Raw genomic sequence first — 23,198 nt, 5'->3', positions numbered from 1 at the left:
CGGTATTCACGTCGGATAGAGGAATCCTTCATGCCACCGTGATTACAGTCCCAGTTCGTCCATTGCGCTGAAGGTCTGCTGCTGATATTCCGCGATCCAGTCATTCACTTCATCGGATCCCAACCAGCTGGGCGTCACGCCAACCCCCGTAATCCATTTCTGGAATTCCGGCGTTTCATAAGCGCTGTGGTAGGCGTTTTCCAGTGTGCTGATCACGTCATCAGGTGTGCCCTTGGGCACGGCCAGCACGATGAAACTGCCGGTTTCCAGATCACCACCCAGCTTGCTCAGCGGCGGAACGTCCGGATAGGCGGGATTCTGCTCGGAGGAGAGCTCAACTATGCCGAGTGCATCGCCAGAGTCCAGAATGCCCGAGAAGTCGCCGAGACTGGAGATGGCGCCGTCAATCTCACCGGAGAGCAGTGCTTCGGCTTCCGCCGTTGAGGAGCCCGGATAGGTGATGACATTGAAGGTGACGCCGGTCGCGGCTTCCAGGCGACGTACGGCCAGGAACGGGCCAGAGCCCTGTGGTGCCACGCCAATCCGCACTGTGCCAGGATTTTTTCGAGCCGCTTCGATGAGCTGCTCATAGCTCTCATAACCTGATTGCTTCGAGACTACGATCGCATCCGCTTCCTTGGTGATGCGCGCGAAGGGAATCATGCGATCCAGCGAATAGCCTGGTACCAGATTGCCGCGCGGCAAGGTAATGACGCTGTCGTAGGTCATCACGCCGACAGTATGGCCGTCAGGGCGCGCCTTGCTTAGCTGCATCAAGCCGGATGCCGTGATCGCACCGCCAATATTCTCGACGTAGATCGATTTCGGAAGGTCCTGCTCCGCCAGATTGCTGATCTTGCGGCTGATGGCATCTGCACCACCGCCGGCCGGCCACGGCACGATCAGGCGAATATCACGAACCGGGTAGTCAGCTTGTACCGTGGTGCTGACAAAGGGCGTCGCGAACATCAGTCCTGACAGTGCCAAGGGGGCAAGCAGGGCGATGAGCGGGCGAGATGCTGTCGCGTTGGCGATGCGATTCTTGCAGGCGGTATGGGTCATGGCGTGACTCCGGACATTGTTATGGTTGTCGTCGAGTGGCGTGTCTGATGAAACCTTCGTTGCTACGCAGCGGGAATTGCCAGGTAGCGGTTATTGAGAGAAGGGCGCGGACGACACACTGGCGATGCCTGCCGTCCGCAGTGGCAATTCTCGAGATGATTACCGGTGCTTGGCGGCCATGTGGCGCTCGAACTCGGCACGCGCTTCATCCGTCGGCGGATATAGGCCGATGACGGGAGTACCCGTGCGGACTTTTTCCAGCACGTAATCTTCAAAATCTTCCATCTGACTGGCTTCTTCGGCTATCGCGTCAGCCAGTTCCAGCGGTACCACCATGACGCCATCGGCATCGCCTACCAGCACATCGCCCGGGAAGACCGGTACGCCACCGCAGCCGATGGGCACTTGCAGTTCGACGGCATGATGCTTGGTCAGGTTGGTCGGGGCGCTGGGCTTGGCGCAGAAGATTGGTAGGTTCATTGCCGCGGCAGCGCTGGAGTCACGGATGCCGGCATCCGACACAAAGCCTGCACACTGACGATACTCAAGACGCGTCAATAGAATGCTGCCTGCACTGGCGGCAGACGCATCCTGACGGCAATCGGACACCATGACATGGCCAGCAGGTACGGTTTCAACCGCGAGACGCTGCGGATGTTTCGGGTCACGGAAGGCGGCGACGGTATCAATGTCTTCACGCGCCGGAATGTAGCGCAGCGTGAACGCCTGGCCAACCATGTGCGTTTCCTTGCTGTTCATCTGCACGACATTCTGAATGAACGTATTACGCAGCCCGCGCTTGAACAGCAGGGTGTGCAGTGATGCGGTGGATGCACGCATCAGGCGTTCACGCGTCAGGGAGGAGAGTTCGGCGTAGCTGGCGTGATCAGTCGAAGTGATAGCGGTCATATGGCGTCCGTCGTGTTCTGGGGTGTGGTGATAGATAGTGGTGATGGCTAACAAGTGATGGCAGTCGTGCTTTCCGGACTCACTATAGGTCTGAATGACGGGGCGATCAAACAAATATTGACAACTTTGACTCCACAAAATGTCTCTGCGACCAAGGTCGGTAGCATCAGGGCGACTCACCCAATATAAGCTCCCATCGCCTTGTCTATATGAGGATTGTGCACTTATTGGCGTCGATGATACGGGCAGAAAACACAACATTAGAACGGCCAAGACATGTCAACGACATAGGTCGCATGGCAAGAGCTGCAATAAGTTGTCATATTTTGTTGTGACGCAATGGAAAGTGTCTATGCCGCAAATGCGTCCTCACGAACTACCCAGGTCTTTTATTCGGCTGCAGGAGATGACATGGAAGCGACATGGCGCTGGTTTGGTCCAGAAGACCCCATCAGTCTTGAAGAGATTCGTCAGACCGGTGCGACCGGTATCGTCACCGCATTGCACGAGATTCCCAATGGCGAGGTATGGCCGCTTGACGCGATTCGTGAGCGCAAGGCGCTGATCGAAGCGGCGGGGTTGCGCTGGTCGGTGGTCGAAAGCATTCCGGTACATGAAAGTATCAAGCAGGCAGCGCCGGGACATGAACGCCACATCGAGCACTACCAGCAGTCGCTGCGGCATCTTGCCCAGTGCGGTATCGAGACGGTGTGCTACAACTTCATGCCGGTACTGGATTGGACGCGCACTGACCTTGCCTGGCCGTTGCCTGAGGGGGGGACCGCATTACGCTTTGATCAGGAGGCGTTTGCCGCGTTTGATCTCTATCTGCTTGAGCGCCCCAATGCTGAGCAGGATTACAGCGACGAGGAACAGCGCGCCGCGCAAGCGCATCTTGAGGCATTGGATGAAGCGGGGCGTGAGACGCTGGTTCGCACCATCATCGCGGGTCTACCCGGGGCTGAAGAGGGTTATAGCCTGGCGGAATTTCGTGCTGCCCTGGCGGCTTACGACGGTATCGATGCCGCCCGCCTTCGTCAGCATCTGGCGACCTTCCTCAAGGCCATCGTACCGGTAGCGGAAGAGGTCGGGATTCGCCTCGCCATCCATCCGGATGATCCGCCGCGGCCGATGTTCGGTCTGCCACGCGTTGTCTCGAGCATGGTCGATGCGGATTGGCTGCTGGGTGTGGTGCCAAGCCCTGCCAATGGTCTGACGTTCTGTACGGGCTCCTACGGTGCCAATCCCGATATAGATCTCTGTGTGATGGCGCGTCGCTTTGCGCCCTATATCCACTTCGCACATCTGCGCGCCACAGGCCGAGACAGTGAAGACAAGCGCTCCTTCCATGAAGCAGAGCACCTGGAAGGTGACCTGGACATGGTCGGCATCATCAGTGTGCTGGTCGCGGAAGAGCGTCGACGGACTTCCGCCGGTGGTGCCCTGCTGCCGATGCGACCGGATCACGGCCACCATATCCTCGATGACGCTCACCGTGAGACACGCCCGGGCTATCCGCTCTATGGGCGCATGAAGGGCCTGGCTGAGTTGCGAGGGCTTGAGATGGCCGTACGTCAGCTGAGCTGATACCAGTAACGGTGTGTCAAGAAAAGGCCTCGTCATCGTCTCGATGATGGGGCATTGGCATGTCGAGTGAGCGTGACAGTTGCGCGATGAGCGCAGGCAGCTCACTGGCGTGATGCATGGCGATGGCGCCGGAGGGCGTCTGTTCGTGCTCGGGGAAATGATTGAAATGGATGACGTGCATTCCAGCGAGAAGTCCGGCTTGTACGCCCACGGCAGCATCATCAATCACCACGCATTGCTCCAGCGGATAGCCCATCAAGCGCGCGGCTGCCTGATAGAGGCGCGGATCAGGCTTCCAAAGCTTGAGGGTGTAGGCGCTGAACAGGTTGTCGCCGAAGAATTCCGCCAGTCCACTGCTCTGCATGGCACAGCGCACCTTGCGTTCCGGGCCGTTGGAAACGACGGCGCAGTCATGGCCTCTGAGAGCGGCCAGGGCGTCACGCATGCCTGGCATCGGCAGCAATTGCTCACGCATGCGGTCCTCCATCTTCGCCCGCAACGTATTCTCCATCTCCTCCAGCGCATCGGGCGCCAGCGCACCATACGTTTGCTCTAGCGTGTTGACGATGGTCAGGAAGCGCACGCCACGAAACTCCCGCATATAGCGCAATGCCGTGAAAGGCAGGTCGTAATTCGACAGCACTTCAGCCATCACCTCGGCGAGCAGAATTTCACTGTCGACCAAGGTGCCATCAGAATCGAACAGAAGACATAGTGGCGGCATGGACAGGGCTCCGATAGTCAAACACCGACGTGCAGGGCACGTCGGTATTGAGTGATGACAAGCGCGATGTCTGATCACCAGAGTATTTGTTCAGCATCTGGTCAGACCTTGATTGATTCGCGTGCAGCTCTACACGAAATCCGGTGCAATCAGGCGCGGAATGGCCAGGATCAGATCCGGGAAGAAGATCAGCAGCACGATCACGGCTAGCATCACGCCCAGGTACAGCATGGTGGTTGCCATCGCCTTGAGGAGTGGGATGCCGCCGATCTTGGCGGAAATCATCAGGCACAGTCCATAGGGGGGCGTGATCAAACCCAGACCCAGCGCCATGACCCCGATGACCCCGAACTGCACCGGATGCACACCTGCCGCCATCGCCAATGGATAGAAGATAGGCGCCATGATCGCCATGGCCGGCAGAGCATCCATGAAGGTGCCGATCACCAACAGCACGACGGTCATCACGACCAGCAGCACCGTCGGGTCAGTGATGCTGACACCTGCCATCAGCTTGGGCGGAATCTGATAGAAACTGATCAGATAGCCGAAGATTGCCGCACCCACCAGGCTAAACAGTGATAGCGAGCACAACCTTACCGTATCGGTCGAGGCGGTCAGCAACTTGGCCATGTCGAGTTCGCGATAGATGACGAAGCCGAGCACCAACGCATAGACGACCGCGATGACGGCAGCTTCCGTTGGCGTCACGATTCCCAGCGTAATACCGCCGATGATCACGATCGGAATCCCGGATGCCAGGAGTCCATCCTTGCCTGAACTCATCAGTTCACTGAGTGATGCACGCTTGCGTACCGGCACGTTATAGCGGCGGACATAGCGCATGTTGAGCATCAGCTGAGCGACACCAATCATGATGCCGGGCAAGATACCGCCGAGAAACAGGCCGGCAATTGAGGTGTTGGTCAGTGCGCCCCATACGATCATGTTGATCGAGGGCGGAATGATCGTGCCCATCACCGAGGAGGCAGCAGTGACCGCCACGGCAAAGCTGACGGGATATCCCTCACGCTTCATGGCGGGAATCAGTACGGTACCCACGCCTGCGCTATCGGCAGTGGAGGAGCCTGAAACACCGGCAAACAGCATGCTGACCAGTACGTTGACATGTGCCAGTGCGCCGCGGAAATGACCGACCAAGCGCATGCATAGCGTGATCAGCCGTTCAGTGATGCGCGCGGCATTCATCAAGTTGCCCGCGAGCAGGAACAACGGCACGGCCAGCAGTACAAAGGAGTCCATGCCGTTATACATGCGCTGGAACATGATCCAGTACGTCAGGCGTGGGTCGAGAAAGATCAAGGTTGTCGCGGTCAGTACCAATGCCATGGCAATTGGAATGCCGATCACGATCAGTATCCCCAGTACGCCAAACAGCAGCCAGGGCATCAGGAATAGCCAGTCCATGGGCATCATGACAGAGGTCTCCTGGCAGCAGAGGAAGGTGCATCACCAACGACAGGCGTGGCCAGTGCATCAGGCAGCAGATCAGTGTCATCGATGGCCGGTATCACTTCCGCCTCATTGGGCGTGTTGAGTGATGCTTCCATGGCATTCATGCCGTAAAGGCAGGCATGAAGTAGACGCTGCACGCTGAATAACACGATGAAGATGCCGCTGACGGCAAAGACCGAGTAGACGTAGATCATCGACAGGCCCGAGGCCATGGCGTTGCGCCTGAGCCCCGAGAGCGCGAAGTCCTTGCCGTGCACGATGAACAATACGCCCAGCAGCAGGCAGGCCAGGTCACGAATCCAGCGTGTCACGAGATCGGCGCGACTGCCGCGGGGGAAGGCTTCCAGTACAAAGTGGTCGGCATGCAGGACGCCAACGGCGGTCCCCAGCATCACCATCCACTGAAAGGCGAAGCGACTGAATTCCTCGGTCCAAAACAGACGCGGCAGAAACGCCAGATTGCGACTGGCAATCTGGTAGATGATGAAGGTAATGAAGCTTGCCAGCAGCGCCAGCAACACCAGATAAAGCAAACGTTCGAGTGTCCGGTTCAGGCTGTCAAGCCCTGAGAGCACACGTGTCATGGCACTGTCCTCGGGAAGAGAAAAGGCGTGACGATGAAAAGGCACGCCAATTGTGAGAGATGAAGCGCAACAGACTCGACGGGGCAATGCATCAGCAATGCGCAGGCAAAAGAGGCAATCACCCGCAGTGATTGCCTCCTGTCCAGCAGCGTTACTTGACGGCACGCACCTTGTCGTAGATGTCTTGCAGGCCCATCTCGGCAATCACTTCCTTGAGTGGCTCGGCCACGATTTCTTGCATGCGGACACGATCAATCTTGTGCAGCTTGGCGCCTTGCTTCTCAAGCTCGGCCAGTGCTGCGGCGTCCTGCTCCAGCTGCACCTTGCGTGCATAGCCGGCGGCCTCTTTGGCAGATTCCATCAGGATTTTCTGCTGCTCTTCATCCAGATTGTCCCAGGACATCTTGGACATGGTGAGCAGGCGCACGGTGATATCGTGCTCTGACAGTGCGATATTGGGTGCGACTTCATGGAAACGCATGCGCAGCGTCCATTCCGGCTCGTTGAGCAGGCCATCAATCGCGCCTAGCTGGATGGCGGTATAGATTTCCTTCCAGGCCACCACGCTCGGTTCGACACCCAGCGCCTGCCAGGCGACGATCAGCGGTTTGGTCGGATTGGTGCGCAGCTTGAGCCCCTGCAAGTCATCCAGTGTCTTGACCTCACGAGAGCTGACGATGTGACGCTTGCCGCCGCCAAAGTAGGCCAACACTTTCACGTCGGTTTCATCACTGATCTTCTGAGCGATCTCTGCTCCCACCTCACCATCCAGCACCTTCTGCCAGTGATCGACATCGCGATACAGGAAAGGGATGGTGAAGACGTTGGCGGTGGGTGAGAAGTCGGTGATCAGGCCCGGGCTCACGATCGACATGTCGAGGGCGCCGGCCATCTGCTGCTCGAACATTTCTGTCTCATGACCCAGCACCGAATTGCCCATGATGGTCATGGTGATATCACCATCGGTTCTTTCGCTGAGCAGATCACGCAGGCGCTCGGCGCCGAGTTGATAGGCAGTATCCTCGGTGCCGGCATGTCCGAAGCGCAGCTCCGTTGCCTGTGCACTGGCGGAGAAGCCCAGTGTGGCGGTCAGCAGAGTGCCCACGGTGGCACCGAGTGCTATGCCCCGCCCTATGCGGTGTACGAGACGGTGCGATAGGCGAGTGGAGAGGGGATGTTGCATGGCGTTTGGATTGATCCAATTATGAGTCATGACGTTACCTTGGCGTTGGTTGTTTTTGTGGACTTCACTAGCATTTCGCTAAGTGCTGTTTCGCTAAGTGCTATGCCGGCAGCCCTCCTGGCGACCGGGTGATGCTCTTTTGCCTGTTCATGCGTTTGCTTGGGGATGGGCCGCGTGGTGGTGTTTTCACGTCGCGCCGTGTCGTTGTCTACCGGGCCGCTATTTAGCGTATGGCGGCTTGGCTACCGCATGACTGACGTATCCTCAACTCTGGCGGCATGATGACGTTTTCTCGTTTACCGTGCGGGTTGGCAATCCTTCTGAGCGCCAGTCGTGCCGCCTGCTCACCAATGGCGTAGGGGTGGGTCGCGATACTGGTCAACGGTGGATCGCCCAGCTCCGCCTCTTCGACATCATCGGTGCCAATCACGGCGCAATCCTTGCCCGGCTCCAATCCCATATGCCTGAGGCCGAGCATGGCGCCGAACGCGACCAGGTCGTTATGGCAGACGACGGCGGTCGGGCGTGGGGTTTCCTGCATCAATTCCTGAATCAATTCGTAGCCGACACGACGGGTGACGCCGTGCCCGCGAACCAGTCGGCGATACGACAGTCCGTGCGCATCCAGTGCGGCCTGATAGCCTAGCCAGCGATCATGACTCACTGAATGATCGGCGCCGCCGATGAAGGCGATCCGCTGATGGCCAAGGCTGGCCAGATGATTGACCGCAAGCTCGGCGACGCGCCGAAAGTCGGTACCGGCGTAGTCATAGTCATTGGGCGGCGCATCCAGATAACGCATGACCTGAATGCACGGCATGCCCCAGTCAGCCAGTCGGTGAATCAATGCCGGATCGGTATGCTCGGCTGGGCATAGCAGTAGCCCATCAACCCGGTGCTCGCGCATGCGCTCGATAAAGCGCTGCTGACGCTCAGGTGAATCCTCACTGTTGGCGAGAAAGGACACATAGCCTTCTTGATTGAGTGCGGCATCGATACCGGCCACCATCGAGCCGAAGAACGGATTGGCGATATCGTAGACAACGACGCCCAGTGTCGAGGTCAGGGCGCCACGCATGGCGGCGGCGCCTCGGTTATAGACATAGCCCAGGGTCTTGATCGAGGCTTGAACCTTGGCGCGTGTTCGCTCCGCGACCAGCGGACTGGCCCGCAGCACCAGTGACACGGTACTGCGTGAGACGTTGGCGTGTGCTGCGATGTCTTGCAGCGTGATGCTGCCTGAGACCTTCGTGGACGACGCGGAGTGATCAGCGTCTGATGGGCCGGTATCTGAGTGGCTGTCACCATCGCCATCATCGACCGGCGTTGGAGTCACTAGCTCTGTCATGGCGTCTGTCCTGGGCGTTGTCCTGAGGTTGCTCTATGTGGCAACGACTTGGATTGATCTAAATCCTGTTTTTCCAGCATAGAGTAATCTCGGCGGTCATACGGTCTCACTTTGGTCTGACATCTGGCGGATACCACAAGCCTCAGCGAGGAGTCGCGTCAACATTGCATTCAGCCTTTACGTGTCCAATGAGAGACGTTGACAGCGCTCAGCGGTGATTGGCCTTTCAGGGCAAGCAGCAAGTTGTCGAGGGCGCGCTGTGCCATGGCGTGACGAGTTTCGTGTGTCGCTGAGCCGATATGGGGCAGGGCGACGACCTGAGGCAGACGCGTGAGTGGCGATTCTGCCGGCAGGGGCTCCTGTTCGAAGACATCCAGGCCTGCGCCGCGAATGCCGCCGCTTTCGAGACAGGCGATCAGTGCCGCTTCATCGACGACTCGGCCACGTGCGATGTTGATCAGGATGGCGTGAGAGGACATCTTCTCAAGCTCGCGTTGTCCGATCAGGCGTTCCGTCTCTGGGCTCAAGGGAACCGTGACACACACGAAGTCGGAGCTCTCAAGCAGCGTGTCGAGCTCGACCCGATGGGCGCCCAATTCAGCTTCCAGTTCAGGTTTGGGAGAGGCGTTGGAGTATTGGACACGCATGCCGAACCCCAGCGCGCCACGCCGTGCAATGGCGGCACCAATTCTGCCCATGCCCACCATGCCGAGCGTCTTGCCGTGAACATCACTGCCAAAATGCGCTTCACCGATGTTGTGCTTCCAGTGGCCTTCACGTACCAGATTGGCAAGCTCCACTGCGCGACGTGCAGTGGCCATAATCAAGAGAAAGCCAGTATCGGCGGTCGTCTCGGTCAGCACGTCCGGCGTGTTGCACAGCAGGATGCCGCGGGCATTCATCGCCTCGAGCGGGTAGTTGTCGTACCCCACTGAAACGCTGCAGATCACGCGCAGCTGCGGTGCGGCATCGAGCAACGACGGCGTGATGGTCAGGCCTGAACTGATCAGGCCGTGAGCATCGTGCAAGGCATCTCGCAAGGCTGCATCGAGGGCTTCAGCAGAGGTGTAGCTCGAGAGCACCACGACCTCATGATGCTTGCGCAATGCGGCCATCTGGTCCTCTGCCAGCGGTTTGAGGACTACGACCTTGAGGCGGGCGGGGAGCGAAGCAGAGCCGCTCTCCAGATGACTGACGTTCTGTGGGGAATAGGTTGGCGCGTGCATGAACTCTCCTTGGATTGCTCCTTGATTGACCCTTCTTGTCTGACAAGAGTCTAGGCAGCAGCGGCTGGACTGAAGCTGAAAAAATAGTCTAACAAGAGGTATGCGCTACAGGGTGAGTTGACTGAGTCGTGCTCAGGTGGCGCTGACGGCCAGCTCACGCTCTATCGCTGTCAGAGTGGCGCGATCCGGCAGGCCTTCCATGTCACCGCGCACTTGTACGGCGCGACTGCCCAGCAGGTTGGCGCGCAGCATGGCGTCGCGCGGTGACAGGCCGTCCAGTAGCGCGCTGACCGCACCGACCGCAAAGGCATCGCCAGCACCGACAGTATCGATGACCTTGTCGACGCGTTGTCCGGGCACGCTGAAGGCCGCTTCCTGGCCGCCGATGACGCCGCGATAATAGCTGCCTTCAGGGCCAAGCTTGATGATGACCGCCTTGGCGCCCCGCTCGAGATAGTAGCCTGCAACGGCTTCCGGCGTTTTCTTTCCCGTCAGCAACTGGCCTTCTGACAGACCCGGGAAGACCCAGTCTGCCTGACACGCAAGTTGATTCAGGGTCTCGCGCATCTCGTGCTCGCTGGACCACAGCGTCGGGCGCAGATTGGGATCAAACGAGATGCTGGCACCGGACGCGCGCGCCTTGTCGAAGAGAGCAAAGGAGAGTTCACGGCAGGTGGTGGACACCGCCGGTGGTATGCCAGTGGCGTGAAGATGACGCAGAGCGCTGAAATCGACGCCGCTGGCATCGCTTGCGTCCATTCGGCTGGCCGCGCTGCCTTGGCGGAAGTACTCCACGTGTGGGTCTTCGCCCTGTTTGGCGCGCGCCTTGAACATCAGGCCGGTGGGGGCCAGAGCATCCTCGCTCAAGTGTCGGCAGTCGAGTCCCTCGGCTTCCAGGGTGTGGCGTAGATAGCGGCCGAGACTATCGTGGCCCACGCGGCTCAGCCAGCCGACGTGAAAGCCCAGTCGCGCCAGGCCGATGGCAACATTGGTGTCGGCGCCGGCAATACGTCGCTCGTAGTGTGAGACCTGAGCGAGGTCTCCCTCACTTTCCGCGACCAGCAGGGCCATGGCCTCGCCAAAGGCCAGTATCTCAAGCGGACGTGAAGACGTCGCTTGGGAGGATTGAGAAGAGGAGTGAGAAGAGGCGTGCGTCGATGACGCAGAAGGGTGATCAGACATCATGGCGTGTCCTTGTTATTGATCTTGTCTTGTATCCATTGTCACTGATGTCACGACGACGTTGGCAGTGGGCGCCGTCGTGACGTTGATGCCTTTCTCCCGAGCGCCATGCCGCGGACTCGAGAGAGGCAAGGGCGAGCGTCAACCGTTAGCGCTTGCCGTCCATCAGGCGTGGCAGGGCTTCAGGGTTGGCGTCGCGCAATGTCGGGCTCAGCAGTTCCTCCGGCAGGTCCTGGTAGCACACCGGACGCAGGAAGCGTTCGATGGCGGCACTACCCACGGAAGTCGTGCGGCTATCGGAGGTGGCGGGCCACGGGCCACCATGCACCATGGCCTGACAGACTTCGACACCCGTCGGCCAGCCATTGGCGAGGATACGGCCAGCGCGGCGCTCCAGTACTGGCAGCAGCTGACGTACCGCATCGTGATCAGCGTCGTCCATGTGAACGGTGGCGGTCAGCTGTCCTTCCAGATGCTCGCAGACGGCGCGCATCTCGGCGATATCCTTGCAGGCAATGATCAGCGAGCTGGCGCCAAAGACTTCTTCCTGCAGGGCAGCTTCGCTGAGGAAGTCACTGCCCTTGGTGCGGAACAGGGCGGTCTGGCAGGGGCTGGCATTGTCTGAATCCAGCATGCCACGCGCCACTTCCTCGACCTGCGACAGAGCGGAGAGCTGTTCGACGCCCTTGCGATAGGCGTCGTGGATGCCCGGCGTCAGCATGGTCTGGCAAGCACTGGCCGCGACATTGTCGGCGGCGGTCTTGATGAAGCGCTCCAGTGCCGGGCCTTCCAGTGCCAGTACCAGGCCCGGGTTGGTGCAGAACTGGCCTGCGCCCATGTTAAGCGAGGCAATGAATGCCTGACCCAAGGCTTCTGCGCGTGCTTCCATGATCGACGGCATCAGCAGTACCGGATTGATGCTACTCATCTCGGCGTAGACCGGAATTGGCTGCGGGCGATTCTGGGCCGTCTTGAGCAATGCGGTGCCGCCACTGCGCGAGCCGGTGAAGCCGACAGCCTGAATGCGCGGATCAGTGATCAGTGCCTGGCCGAGAATTCTGCCACTGCCGTAGAGCAGAGAGAACACGCCTTCCGGCAGGTTACAGCGCTTGACGGCGCGCTGGATGGCTCCACCGACCAGCTCGGACGTACCCGGATGGGCAGAGTGCGCCTTGACGATTACCGGGCAGCCCGCCGCAAGGGCAGACGCGGTATCGCCACCGGCGACCGAGAAGGCCAGCGGGAAGTTGCTGGCACCGAAGACGGCGACGGGGCCTAGTGCGATACGACGCTGACGCAGGTCGGCACGCGGCATCGGACTGCGTTCCGGCAGGGCCGGATCAATGCGGACATCCAGCCACTCGCCAGCACGTACGACACCGGCAAACAGACGTAGCTGCCCACAGGTACGGCCACGTTCGCCTTCAAGACGCGCGCGCGGTAGACCGGTTTCCTGTAGGGCGCGTTCGGTGATCTGTTCACCGATGGCCTCGATTTCCTCGGCGATGGTCTCAAGGAAGGTGGCGCGTGATTCTGGGTCTGTCTCGCGGAAGCTATCGAAGGCGTCATGTGCAAGTTTACAGGCCAGTTCGACTTCTTCTGCACCGCCGGAGGGATAGCCCGGCTCAAGCGTCTCGCCATTGGCAGGGTTGATGGCATGCAGCGGCTTGCCAGTGGCGAGCAGGCTGCGCTGGCCGATGAGCTGATGTCCGTGCAATGGCGATTGGTCTGAAAGTGACATATGAAATATCTCTTCTCTGTTGACTGAACAGGGGCGAAACAGCCCCGACACAAACGATGGCCACTAGGGCTTGGCATGTGTCGAGGCGGTGGCATCCCTGGCTTGCGAGAGCTTCTGACCCATTTGCGGTCTTGGTTCGCAAATGATGCTGTCTTATGCGTGACGCTGGTTTACGGACACATCTGGCCGCCATTGATATCGATCACCTGACCAGTGATGTAGCCACTGGTGGCATGCGATGCGAGGAACAGGAAGGTGGGAGCGCATTCTTCCGAGGTACCGAAGCGGCCCATCGGGATGCTGCCAGCAATCTTCGCCCGCAGTTCTTCGCTCTTGTCGGCATGGAAGACGGTGTCGATGGTGCCCGGGGAGACGATGTTGAAGCGCACATTGTCCTTGGTGAACTCCTTCACCCAGTTGCGATGCAGGTTGTGCAACATGGCCTTGGTGCCGCCATAAAGAGAGGCACCCAGGCCGCCACCTTCACGACCCGCGATGGAACCGGTGCTGATGACGCTGGCGGTGGTGCCGGATGCTGCGGCAGATGCCTTCAGATGCGGCATCGCGTACTTGGTCGTCATGATCGCAGAACGCAGGTTGAGGTCCATCACCAGATCAAAGGCTGCATCGTCGAGGCTCTCAAGGCCGGCACGAATGCCCAGGCCGCCGGCGTTGTTGACCAGCACATCCATGCCACCGAATGCCTTGGTGAAATCTTCAATGAGTGCGGCACAGCCTTCGCTGGTAGAGAGGTCGCGTGCGAAGTATTCAAAGCGTGCACCGGTGGCTTCCATCTGAGCGATGGCATCCTGTGCAGCCTCATCCTTCTGACGGCTATTGATGCCCACCAAGGCACCCTGACGAGCGAAGGCAACGGCAGCAGCAAGGCCGATACCCTTGGTAGAACCGGTGATCAGTACTTTTTTCTGCTGGAGATCGGTGAACATGGCAATTTCCTGAGTGATCAGTGTGTTGTTGTGTGTGGCGACTACTAATAAGCAAGCACCAGGGGCAATTGCTATGAATCAAGCCACTTGGCGAAAGTAGGTGGGTAGGGAGGCAGTGGCGAGTCTTGATGCCCTCCTACCGGCAGGAGTCACCTTAGCCCACTCTTTTGTGATCGACAAACAAATAATAACAACTGGCGGGCGTGACCGTCTCGGCATGAACGAAGGAGGGTGATGAAACATGCGGGTAGCATGAGAGGGGATACACGTTAGTCGTATAGCGAGAGGTAGAAGCATTTATCGACTGATACGGGTATGGCGGTATTGTTTGTAAATTTCGTATATTTATTGATTTTCAATGACTTGAGTTGTTTTTTTGAGGTGTTTTCACGCTGAATGATAGGGAGTGCTACGGCCATAGGATAAGGGTGTCTCCCTGTCTGGTCAGCTAATCTAAGGGGAATGACATTCCGTTTACCGCTGCCATCAGTATTGAGATATTTCATTCCGATCATTTTTGGATTGGTCTAAAGTTCAAGTTGTAATAACTTGTAAAATCATTGCATCCCACTGACACTCACTTCAGTGCCAAGGCAGTCGCAACAACATGACAACCACTGCTCGATAGCTCCAGCGCCGTCAGGTAAGCAGAGCACGCAGTGTTTCCACTATTTCCACTAACCCTGTTCGTAGTTCACGTGAAAAGCGTAAGCGTCCAAGTGGCTGATGAACATTTCACCAACGCCTCCATAACAAGATAAAGAGAGAGTCCGCGCCATGCGTAAGTTGTCACACGTCCTCTGTGCTTCAGTTCTCACCCTATCTGCTTCCGTCGCCATGGCGGCGGATTATCCCTACAAGCCGATTACCCTTATCGTGCCGTGGTCTGCCGGCGGTGGTACCGATTCGGTGGGTCGTCAGCTGGCGGCTGGGCTGCAACAAGAGTTGGGTCAGCCGGTCAATGTCGTCAACAAGACCGGCGGGTCCGGTGTTGTCGGTCATATGACCATGAAGATGGCACGCCCTGACGGTTATACCCTTGGGCTGGGCACGGCAGAAATTGCCACTTATCAGCACATTGGTACCGCTCAGCTTTCCTACAAGGATTTCACTCCGATTGCACTGCTCAATCTGGATTATGCGGCGTTCACCGTGAAGGCTGATTCCAAATGGGAGACGCTGGATGACGCACTGAAGGATCTCAAGGCTAATCCCAGCGATTACACCGTGTCTGGCTCTGCGCCGGGGGCTGCCTACCATCTATCCTTTGCGGGCTTCCTTGATCAGCAGGGCATTGATCCGAATGACGTGACATTGGTGCCGAGTGAAGGTGCTGCGCCGGGTCTGCAGGAGCTGGCCGCCGGTGGGGTCGACATCGTGTTCTCCTCCATGCCGGAATCCGAATCCATGCGTGCCTCAGGTCGCGTCAAGACACTGGCAGTGCTGGCCAATGATCGCCTGGACTCCTTCCCGGATGTCCCGTCTGCCAAGGAGCTGACGGGCTCTGAGTGGAATCAAGGCTCCTGGCGTGGGCTGGTCGGGCCGAAAGGGATGCCGGAAGAAGTGACGGAGCGCCTGGCGGAAGCGACAGAAAAAGTCTGGAACTCCGAGCAATTCCAGACCTTCATGTCCAGCCGTGGCTACGGTACCGTCTGGGAAGATGCGGAAGGCTTTGAAGCCTTCATGAAGGATCAGGATGAAAAGAATGCAGTCACCATCAAGAAGCTGGGCCTGGCCAATTGATCGTCTGGCGAATGGATGACCTGCCTGTTTTACTCCTGAAGTTTTCATGAGAAACCGCACATGCGTACCAATGACAAGGTGACGGGTGTGGTGACGGCAGCCTTCGGGGCTGCCGTCATATATGCCTCGCTCGACCTCAAGAATCTCCCCCGCCAGGAGTATGGCGCTGGCACTTTTCCGACGGTCATCGGTGGATTGCTGGTGCTGTTTGGCGCCATCCTGCTATTGCGCGGTCTCGGCAATCGCGAGAAGTGGCTTCAATGGCAGCATCCTATTCCGTTGATGCACTTCATTCTGACGTTGGTTGCCATTTGTGCCTCTGTGGTGGCCTACGTCTACCTGACGCCGGTGGTGGGATTCCCCATCGTGTCCTTTGTTCTGCTCTCTCTGCTGCTTTATACCTTCCATCATCGGCGCTGGTTGCCATCGATGGGCATGGCTCTGACAGCGACCGCCATTATCTGGGGCGTATTTGGTCAGCTACTACATGTGCCGCTTGATCTGGGGCTGCTGGAAAAGGTGATCTACTGATGAGTGATCTACTACAGGCCGCCTCGATGGTCTTCACCTGGGAGGTGTGCCTCATCATTCTGGCCGCCTCACTGTTCGGGCTGTTCATGGGCGCCATCCCGGGATTGACGGCGACCATGGCGACTGCGCTGCTGGTGCCGGTGACCTTCTTCATGGATCCGTTACCGGCGATTGCCGCTATCGTGTCCGCGACCGCCATGGCCATCGTGGCGGGTGACATCCCTGGTGCTTTATTGCGTATACCCGGGACACCCGCCTCGGCGGTGTATACCGAAGAAGCCTTTGCGATGGGCAAGCAAGGCAAGGTCGGCCTGGCGCTGGGCCTCAATGTGACGTGCTCGATGATTGGTGGCGTCATTGGTGTACTGATTCTGGCCTTCTGTGCACCGATGATTGCCGAGTTCGCGATCCAGTTCACCAGTGATGAGTACTTCTGGTTAGCGCTGTTGGGGCTTTCATGCGCCATCCTGGTATCCGGCAATGATCCGCTCAAGGGCGGAATCTCGATGCTGGCGGGTCTTGTCATCGCCATGGTCGGCATGGACAGTGTGTCTGGTCAGATGCGCTTCACCTTTGGTAACTACGATCTACTGGCGGGTATTTCGATCTTGCCAGTGCTGATTGGCCTGTTTGCCATTTCCGAGCTGATCCGCCGTATGCCGGAAACGCGTAATCGGGCACCGTTATCGCCGCCGATCATCAAGAATCCTTTCGAAGGCGTGGGTAGCGCGCTATGGCGGTACAAGGGTGGCGTATTGCGTGGTGGTGCACTGGGCACCGTGATTGGCGCCTTGCCGGGTGCGGGCGCTGACATCGCTTCGTGGATCAGCTATGCCGTCAGTCGCAAGTTGTCCAAGACGCCGGAAAAATTCGGTACGGGGCATCCGGAAGGCTTGGTGTCTGCCAGTGCCGCCAATAACGCGTCTCTCTCGGGTGCCTATATTCCGGCACTGGTCTTCGGTATTCCGGGCGATACGGTCACGGCGATCATCATCGGCGTCTTGATGACCAAGGGCATCACACCGGGGCCGGACGTCTTCGTGACCCAGGGGCCGCTGGTGAATGCCATCTTCATGGTCTTCATCCTGGCCAATCTATTGTTGTTGCCGCTAGGCTTCATGGCCATCCGTGGCGCGCGTCATATCCTGTCGATCCCGACGGGGATCCTGTTCCCGCTGATTCTGATGTTCTGCATCGTTGGTGCCTTCGCGGCCAACAATGCCATGTTCGATATCTGGATCATGCTGGGTATCGGGGTGATGGGCTTCTTCATGGCCGAGAATGATTTCCCGGTAGGGCCGATGATCTTGGCCGTCATTCTGGGCCCGATCGTCGAGAGCAACTTCATGCGCTCGATTCTCAAGTCCAATGGCGACTTGACCGCCTTCGTTGATCGTCCGATCGCGATGGTGCTGGCGATTGCCGCTACCCTGGTCTGGACCATGATCATCGTCAACGGTGTACGTGCCAGTCGCAAGGTATCTACGGCGGCCCCGTGATTTGAGCGTTATTGGCAGGGATGTCAGCGGGGCGGGCTTTCCGCACGAGCGCTTGCCCCGTATCCTTCCCCTTAGATGTCGGATTTCCGACAGGCCCATGTGAAGGATGATGAGTAGAGATGAGTGAGGTAGCCAAGCATTCGCTGGCATCGGTAGTCTACGAGAAGATTCTCGCAGCTATCATCAGTGGCGATTACCCAGTCAACAAGAAGCTGCCTACCGAGGCACGTCTTTGCGAGTGCTATGAAGTATCACGTCCTGTGTTGCGAGATGCCCTTGCCCGTTTGCGCGAAGACAATCTCGTAGTGTCCAGGCGTGGGTCTGGCAGCTTTGTGGTCAATCGGCCGGATAGCGCGGTGCTTGAATTCGCGCGTATTTCCAGCATCGCCGATATTCAGCGCTGCTTTGAATTCCGTACCAATGTGGAAGCCAGTGCAGCAGGGCTTGCAGCACTCCGTCGGACGGCTGAGCAACTGGACCTGATTCGTGACCGCTATGAGGCCATCAATCAGGCCAACCTGAATCACGACCGTGCCTCTGAAGAAGATTTCGAGTTTCATCTCGCAATCACTGAAGCCGCCAGTAATCACTATTATGCGACGGTATTGCGTTCACTGAATCAGAGCATCAAGGAGGGCATGAATTTGACGCGTGGCTTGTCGCTGCGTGCCTCTGAAGAGCGTCTGCGTATCGTGCAGGATGAGCATCTCGCGATCATTGCTGCGATTGCCGACAAGGATGCAGTACGTGCGGAAAGTGCGATGCGCACGCACCTGGAAGGCGCTAGACGTCGGATGTTTGAAGGTGTGCAGACCAGTTGAGTGAAGACTCATTGAGCGCAGAACTGACGAAAGGATGGAAAGACGCCCCTGACGGGAAACTGTCAGGGGCGTCTTGTTAAGGCTGATCAGTAGCGGGAGAGTCCCAGCTTCCTTGGGTCGATGATAAATGCCCCGTTATAAACCAGGCGTATGTTGCTTGATGGCCTTGAGCAACCTCTGTCGTGGGTGCTGCCATCGTATATCTGATGATCGTTTGACCTGACTTCGCCAGGAGTCACCGGTGACCAGTAGGCAGCCGGTGTCGGTCGGCCCTCGACGGGCTCACGCCAGGCAAGATCATGGATCATCTCTGACGTTTGACGGTTTGTCGCTGGCTATTGGAAGCAGCAGGGGCTCCCGGATGACAGCCTTGAAATAACCAGAGCTGGATAGGGGCATGATATATAACGCTGAGTCTTGAGTACGACATGAGTGCAATACCTGACAGAGCACCTCAGGTGCTGCACTCAGAATCAACGGCCGAGAGATATCAGGTGTTGCACTTATTATCTGAATCCAGCAGTCCGTATCAGCGGTCAATTCTGAGCCTCTGCATTCATCAACGTTGCCAGCGTATCGCAACTGCTGTTGCGGCCTCGAGATCACGGCAGTACGTCAGGCTCTCCAATCGCTTGTGAATGCCGGCTCGGCGTAGCTTGACGATCATTCTAGGCGCTAGCCCCACCAGAATAAGCGCAATGTTCTTGCTGCCCATATTATCGATGAGTGACTGAATTGCCACGATGGCCGTTCCGTCCATGCTCGGTACATCCTGCATATCGATAATGACAATAGTCACCTTGGGGTCCACTACATGCAACGACAGTAGCGCTTTCTCGGCGACTCCAAAGAATAGGGGCCCATTGATAGCGTAGACAGCAACGTTGTTCGGCAGCGTGTGCAAGGCCGGATGATTGTCGCGATCGATGCGTTCCGTTTGTGTTAGCAGAATCATGCGTCGAATGAATAGCGCGGCTGCGAGCCCCATGCCCACCGCGACCGCCAACACCATGTTAAACAGCACGGTGAGGCCGAAGCAGGTCACCAGAATTGCCACGTCCCCAGCAGGTGCTGAGCGTAACGTTTTCAGGAAATGCCGCGCTTCGCTCATGTTCCAGGCGACGATGAATAACAGTGCCGCCAATGATGCCATGGGCACCAGTCCGAGCAAGCCCGCCAAGGCAATGACTGCCAGTAATACCACTCCCGCATGCACGACGGCGGCGATGGGAGAGCGTGCCCCGCTGCGAATATTGGTCGCGGTGCGTGCAATCGCTGCCGTGGCAGTGATACCGCCGAAAATAGGGGCGACGATGTTTCCTAGCCCTTGTCCGATGAGTTCTGCATTCGGATCATGTTTGGTTTTTGTCAAACCATCTGATACGACAGAACACAGTAGCGACTCTATCGCGCCAAGAATGGCAATCGCAAAAGCCGGCCCCAGCAGTGCGCGTATCAGATCAAAGCTCAACTCTAGTGGCTGGCCATTTGCCCCGGGTAGTAACCAGGGTGCCATGATCGTTGGGGCAATTGGCGGGATACCGTTGCCAACCTCACCATCTGCCTCCCATGTGAAACGCGAGGCTATCGTCTGTACCACCGTGTCAGAGTTCGGGCCACCCAGCCATTGATTGGCACCATAAGCCGCGATAGCACCGACAACCAGCCCAATCAATGGGGCAGGGATGGGGATGTTCAGGCGTGGCCATAGCAACATGACGGCTAGCGAAAATGCGCCTATCCCGAGTTCATAGGGATTGACACCAGGAAGAGCGGTAATGATCTGTCCCAGGTTTTCGACAAAATGCTCGCTGAGTTGGCCTACGTTAAGCCCTAAAAAGTCAGGTATCTGCAGGACGGAAATCACGACCGCAATACCCGCAGTAAAGCCCAGCACTACGGGATAGGGGACAAACTGAATGAGTTGCCCCATTCGTGTGATACCTAATATGACCAGGATAACGCCTGCCATCATCGTGGCAATGAGTAGGCCGCCTAGACCGTATTGCTGAACGATGGGAAACAGAATGACCACGAAGGCTGCGGTTGGCCCGGAAACATTGAAGCGTGATCCGCCAGTGATCGCGATGATGGCACCGGCAATGATGGCTGTGTAGAGGCCATGCTGTGGTGCGACGCCCGCCGCAATGGCCAGCGCCATTGAAAGCGGTACAGCCACCGTCCCAATGGTGAGTCCTGCCATGACATCGTGTCGCAGGTCTGCAAGGCTGTAGCCCTCTCGCCAGGCTGCACGCAGCCCTGTGGCAATGGCGGGAACGTTCAGGGAAAAACGGCTACGTGCCATACGCTGGTACCTCGTGAAGATCTATTCTTGCCATGAGCTCTCGTGGGCATCACATGCAGTAATAGAAGCGATTGGCATGTGATCTACGTTAACATACGATTACCATAAAATTCAATTGACTCACGCTCGAAAGCAAGGAAGATGAGCGAAGGCATCATTGCCAAGCATAGGAATAAACATTAACATCTGATGTTAATGTTTATAGGAGATGTGTGATGGAAAAGAAGACCGCGCGCCTGACCCTCATGATTGACCCTCACAAGAAGCAAGCTTTCGAGCAACTGTGTGCCTCACAGGATCAGACGCCGTCACAGGTCGTTCGCCAGTTGATTCGGGATTATCTCCAGACACATGGTGTCGACTATGCGACTCAACCTGAACGCACCACTGGCAAGTGAGGTGGAGTACAGCCCGACGAAGTGAAGAGAAAACGCCCCAGACGGGAAATCGTCCGGGGCGTTTTTGTGTGCGTTGCCTACGAAGCGAATGCGCTCAGTTCATGCCGTCATGCTATGTCGATCTGATAGCGGAAGTCGCTGGCGATGCCATAGGAGCGGCGCAGTTCCAGCGGTGTGCCATCAAAGCCGGTCGCGAGGCGATCGATCACCACGACGGGGGTCTCGACCGCGATGCCAAGCAGGGCGGATGTCAAAGCATCGGCAGTACCGACCGACAGCGTCTCCTGCGCGTGGGCGATCAGTTGGCCGCACAGGGTTTCATAGGTGGGGTAGAGCAGGTCTCCCAAGGCATCCTTCGGTGTGTCGAGCAGGGTGGCGAAGCGCGTCTGGGGTAGCCAGATACGCTCATGTGACAGTGGCTTGCCCTCCATGCGGCGCACACGTTCCAGATGAATCACCCGTGTACCTTCCCCGAGCGCCAGTGTCTGTCTGACGTGCTGGCTGGCAGGCTCACTTTCCAGCGAGAGGATGTCGCTTTCAGGAATACGCACGTTGCCCTGTTGATCCACCTGACGGAAGAAGCGCGATAACGAACGCGTGAACTCTGGGCGACGCACGAAAGTGCCACGCCCTTGCTGTCGATCGAGAATACCGTCCTGCACCAGGGTGTCGATGGCCTTGCGTACTGTCCCGATCGCCACCGAATACTCGCGGGTCATCTCGGCTTCGGTGGGAATCGGTATGCCCGGCACCCAGCGTCCTTCGGCGATCTGCAACAGGAATTCATCGCGAAGTCGTTGATAAAGCGGCAGACGGCTGTCCGAACCACTGATTCCTCGAACTGACCGTTCGTGCGGCATGTAGTGCTCCTTTGGTCGAGAGGGCGCTGTGTCAGCGTATTTTTTACGCTAGTCTGTCACTCAAATTCATATATATGTTTGGATGAATGAGGCGGATCTTGCCCCTCATGCCATGCGCCAGATAGTGAGTGACCCTGATGACGACAGAACTCCCGGCCTTGTGTAATGGCGTTGATACCCACGCCCACGTCTTTCTCCATGACCTTCCCATGACGGAAGGTCGTCGTTACAGCCCAGAGTATGATGCCACCTGCGCGGCTTATCTAGCACACCTGGATGCCAGCGGGCTTTCCCATGGGCTGCTGGTCCAGCCGAGTTTTCTGGGGACCGACAATCATTTCCTGCTGTCAGCCCTTGAAGCACACCCTGAGCGCCTGCGGGGCGTGGTGGTGGTGGACAGCAACATCACGACGGCCGAACTGGATCGCCTGGCGGCGGCCGGTGTGGTCGGGGTGCGTCTCAATCTGGTCGGCAAGACGCCAGCCGATTACCTGGGAGAGGCGTGGCTGGCGCTCTATCGTCAGCTGGCGAAGCGCGGCTGGCATCTGGAAATCCAGCGCAGTGTCGAAGACCTGGCGGACGTTCTGCCGACGCTGATCGACACGGGCGTGACGTTGGTGATCGATCATTTCGGCTTGCCGAAGGAGGGTGTGCTGGATCGCGACCTGCCACAGCACCAGCGCTTCCTGGCGCTGCTGGCGGAAGCGCCGATCTGGGTCAAGGTCTCTGCGCCTTATCGTTCAGGCTCGACGCCCGAGCAGGCGGCAGCCTCGCTTGCCGTGTTGCGTCGGGCGATGGGAGATGACACGCGGCTGCTGTGGGGGAGTGACTGGCCGCACACCCGCTTTGAAGATGTCACGGATCATCGCCATCAGTATCAACAGATGTGCGCCCTGCTCAAGGATGAGTCGCTGATAGAGCAGGTCATGATGCATAACCCGAGCCGTCTGCTGCAGCTGTAAGACGATGCGTTCATGCCGTCAGGTATCGGGCGAGGGGATTGCGCCGAATCTCTCCTGCTGACGGCAGTGCCTGCGTGTCACTTCCTGCGCCTCATCTCAACAACAAGAGT

The 23,198-nt window shown here is 58.0% G+C and carries 20 protein-coding genes; 7 read left to right on the top strand and 13 right to left on the bottom strand.

Annotated elements, in window-relative coordinates; translation table 11 throughout:
• Positions 1-42: 42 nt before the first annotated feature.
• Both GQR90_RS10700 and GQR90_RS10695 read right to left on the bottom strand, forming a co-directional pair.
• A complete protein-coding gene (locus tag GQR90_RS10700) occupies positions 43-1,062 on the bottom strand; it encodes a Bug family tripartite tricarboxylate transporter substrate binding protein (RefSeq protein ID WP_233266232.1) in 1,020 nt (339 codons plus the stop codon).
• A gap of 159 nt (positions 1,063-1,221) precedes the next feature.
• Positions 1,222-1,971, bottom strand: coding sequence for a ribonuclease activity regulator RraA (locus GQR90_RS10695; protein WP_158774100.1), 750 nt, complete (start codon positions 1,969-1,971; stop codon positions 1,222-1,224).
• A gap of 411 nt (positions 1,972-2,382) precedes the next feature.
• On the opposite strand from GQR90_RS10695, the gene uxuA reads away from it, so the two are divergent.
• Positions 2,383-3,558 carry a mannonate dehydratase gene (uxuA, locus tag GQR90_RS10690; RefSeq protein ID WP_158774099.1) on the top strand — a complete coding sequence of 392 codons (1,176 nt, stop codon included), beginning with the start codon at positions 2,383-2,385 and terminating at the stop codon, positions 3,556-3,558.
• A 16-nt stretch (positions 3,559-3,574) separates the two neighbouring features.
• Here the strand turns inward: uxuA and GQR90_RS10685 are convergent, their stop codons facing one another.
• From GQR90_RS10685 to GQR90_RS10645, 9 genes are all read right to left on the bottom strand, one after another.
• Positions 3,575-4,282 (bottom strand): HAD family hydrolase, encoded by a 708-nt coding sequence (locus tag GQR90_RS10685; RefSeq protein WP_158774098.1) that lies wholly within the window; start codon positions 4,280-4,282, stop codon positions 3,575-3,577.
• A gap of 129 nt (positions 4,283-4,411) precedes the next feature.
• Positions 4,412-5,719, bottom strand: coding sequence for a TRAP transporter large permease (locus tag GQR90_RS10680; RefSeq protein ID WP_158774097.1), 1,308 nt, complete (start codon positions 5,717-5,719; stop codon positions 4,412-4,414).
• Positions 5,716-6,342 carry a TRAP transporter small permease gene (locus GQR90_RS10675; RefSeq protein ID WP_158774096.1) on the bottom strand — a complete coding sequence of 209 codons (627 nt, stop codon included), beginning with the start codon at positions 6,340-6,342 and terminating at the stop codon, positions 5,716-5,718. The genes GQR90_RS10680 and GQR90_RS10675 overlap by 4 nt, the downstream gene beginning before the upstream one ends.
• Positions 6,343-6,493: 151 nt before the next feature.
• Complete coding sequence (locus GQR90_RS10670; protein WP_158774095.1) at positions 6,494-7,555, bottom strand: TRAP transporter substrate-binding protein; 1,062 nt, start codon at positions 7,553-7,555, stop codon at positions 6,494-6,496.
• 193 nt (positions 7,556-7,748) lie between these two features.
• Positions 7,749-8,873, bottom strand: a complete 1,125-nt coding sequence (locus GQR90_RS10665) for a LacI family DNA-binding transcriptional regulator (protein ID WP_158774094.1) — start codon at positions 8,871-8,873, stop codon at positions 7,749-7,751.
• A 170-nt stretch (positions 8,874-9,043) separates the two neighbouring features.
• Positions 9,044-10,099: a 2-hydroxyacid dehydrogenase gene (locus GQR90_RS10660; protein WP_158774093.1), complete on the bottom strand. Its 1,056-nt coding sequence runs from the start codon at positions 10,097-10,099 to the stop codon at positions 9,044-9,046.
• A 132-nt stretch (positions 10,100-10,231) separates the two neighbouring features.
• A complete protein-coding gene (locus GQR90_RS10655) occupies positions 10,232-11,284 on the bottom strand; it encodes a sugar kinase (RefSeq protein ID WP_442778523.1) in 1,053 nt (350 codons plus the stop codon).
• Positions 11,285-11,429: 145 nt separating this feature from the next.
• The gene (locus tag GQR90_RS10650; RefSeq protein WP_158774092.1) at positions 11,430-13,022 is read right to left on the bottom strand and encodes an aldehyde dehydrogenase (NADP(+)); all 1,593 of its coding nucleotides are present in this window, start codon (positions 13,020-13,022) and stop codon (positions 11,430-11,432) included.
• A 170-nt stretch (positions 13,023-13,192) separates the two neighbouring features.
• Positions 13,193-13,969 carry an SDR family NAD(P)-dependent oxidoreductase gene (locus tag GQR90_RS10645; protein WP_158774091.1) on the bottom strand — a complete coding sequence of 259 codons (777 nt, stop codon included), beginning with the start codon at positions 13,967-13,969 and terminating at the stop codon, positions 13,193-13,195.
• Between the two features lie 777 nt (positions 13,970-14,746).
• Here GQR90_RS10645 and GQR90_RS10640 point away from each other — a divergent pair.
• From GQR90_RS10640 to GQR90_RS10625, 4 genes are all read left to right on the top strand, one after another.
• On the top strand, positions 14,747-15,712 hold the full coding sequence (locus GQR90_RS10640) for a Bug family tripartite tricarboxylate transporter substrate binding protein (protein ID WP_158774090.1): 966 nt from the start codon (positions 14,747-14,749) through the stop codon (positions 15,710-15,712).
• A gap of 60 nt (positions 15,713-15,772) precedes the next feature.
• Entirely contained in the window at positions 15,773-16,243 is a 471-nt protein-coding gene (locus GQR90_RS10635) for a tripartite tricarboxylate transporter TctB family protein (RefSeq protein WP_158774089.1), read from the top strand.
• Positions 16,243-17,742, top strand: coding sequence for a tripartite tricarboxylate transporter permease (locus tag GQR90_RS10630; RefSeq protein ID WP_233266230.1), 1,500 nt, complete (start codon positions 16,243-16,245; stop codon positions 17,740-17,742). The genes GQR90_RS10635 and GQR90_RS10630 overlap by 1 nt, the downstream gene beginning before the upstream one ends.
• Before the next feature lie 119 nt (positions 17,743-17,861).
• Positions 17,862-18,563, top strand: a complete 702-nt coding sequence (locus tag GQR90_RS10625; RefSeq protein WP_158774088.1) for a FadR/GntR family transcriptional regulator — start codon at positions 17,862-17,864, stop codon at positions 18,561-18,563.
• Between the two features lie 559 nt (positions 18,564-19,122).
• On the opposite strand, the gene dauA is transcribed toward GQR90_RS10625, so the two are convergent.
• Complete coding sequence (dauA, locus tag GQR90_RS10620) at positions 19,123-20,868, bottom strand: C4-dicarboxylic acid transporter DauA (protein ID WP_158774087.1); 1,746 nt, start codon at positions 20,866-20,868, stop codon at positions 19,123-19,125.
• Positions 20,869-21,083: 215 nt separating this feature from the next.
• On the opposite strand from dauA, the gene GQR90_RS10615 reads away from it, so the two are divergent.
• Positions 21,084-21,266, top strand: a complete 183-nt coding sequence (locus GQR90_RS10615; RefSeq protein WP_158774086.1) for a CopG family transcriptional regulator — start codon at positions 21,084-21,086, stop codon at positions 21,264-21,266.
• A 107-nt stretch (positions 21,267-21,373) separates the two neighbouring features.
• On the opposite strand, the gene GQR90_RS10610 is transcribed toward GQR90_RS10615, so the two are convergent.
• Complete coding sequence (locus GQR90_RS10610; RefSeq protein ID WP_158774085.1) at positions 21,374-22,126, bottom strand: GntR family transcriptional regulator; 753 nt, start codon at positions 22,124-22,126, stop codon at positions 21,374-21,376.
• A gap of 137 nt (positions 22,127-22,263) precedes the next feature.
• On the opposite strand from GQR90_RS10610, the gene GQR90_RS10605 reads away from it, so the two are divergent.
• Positions 22,264-23,088 (top strand): amidohydrolase family protein, encoded by an 825-nt coding sequence (locus tag GQR90_RS10605; RefSeq protein WP_158774084.1) that lies wholly within the window; start codon positions 22,264-22,266, stop codon positions 23,086-23,088.
• The last annotated feature ends 110 nt before the right edge of the window (positions 23,089-23,198 follow it).

Origin of the sequence: Cobetia sp. L2A1 (assembly GCF_009796845.1) — a bacterium.
Lineage (GTDB): Bacteria > Pseudomonadota > Gammaproteobacteria > Pseudomonadales > Halomonadaceae > Cobetia.
Note: the sequence above shows the minus strand (reverse complement) of the source record. Positions and strands in the feature narration are given on the sequence as shown.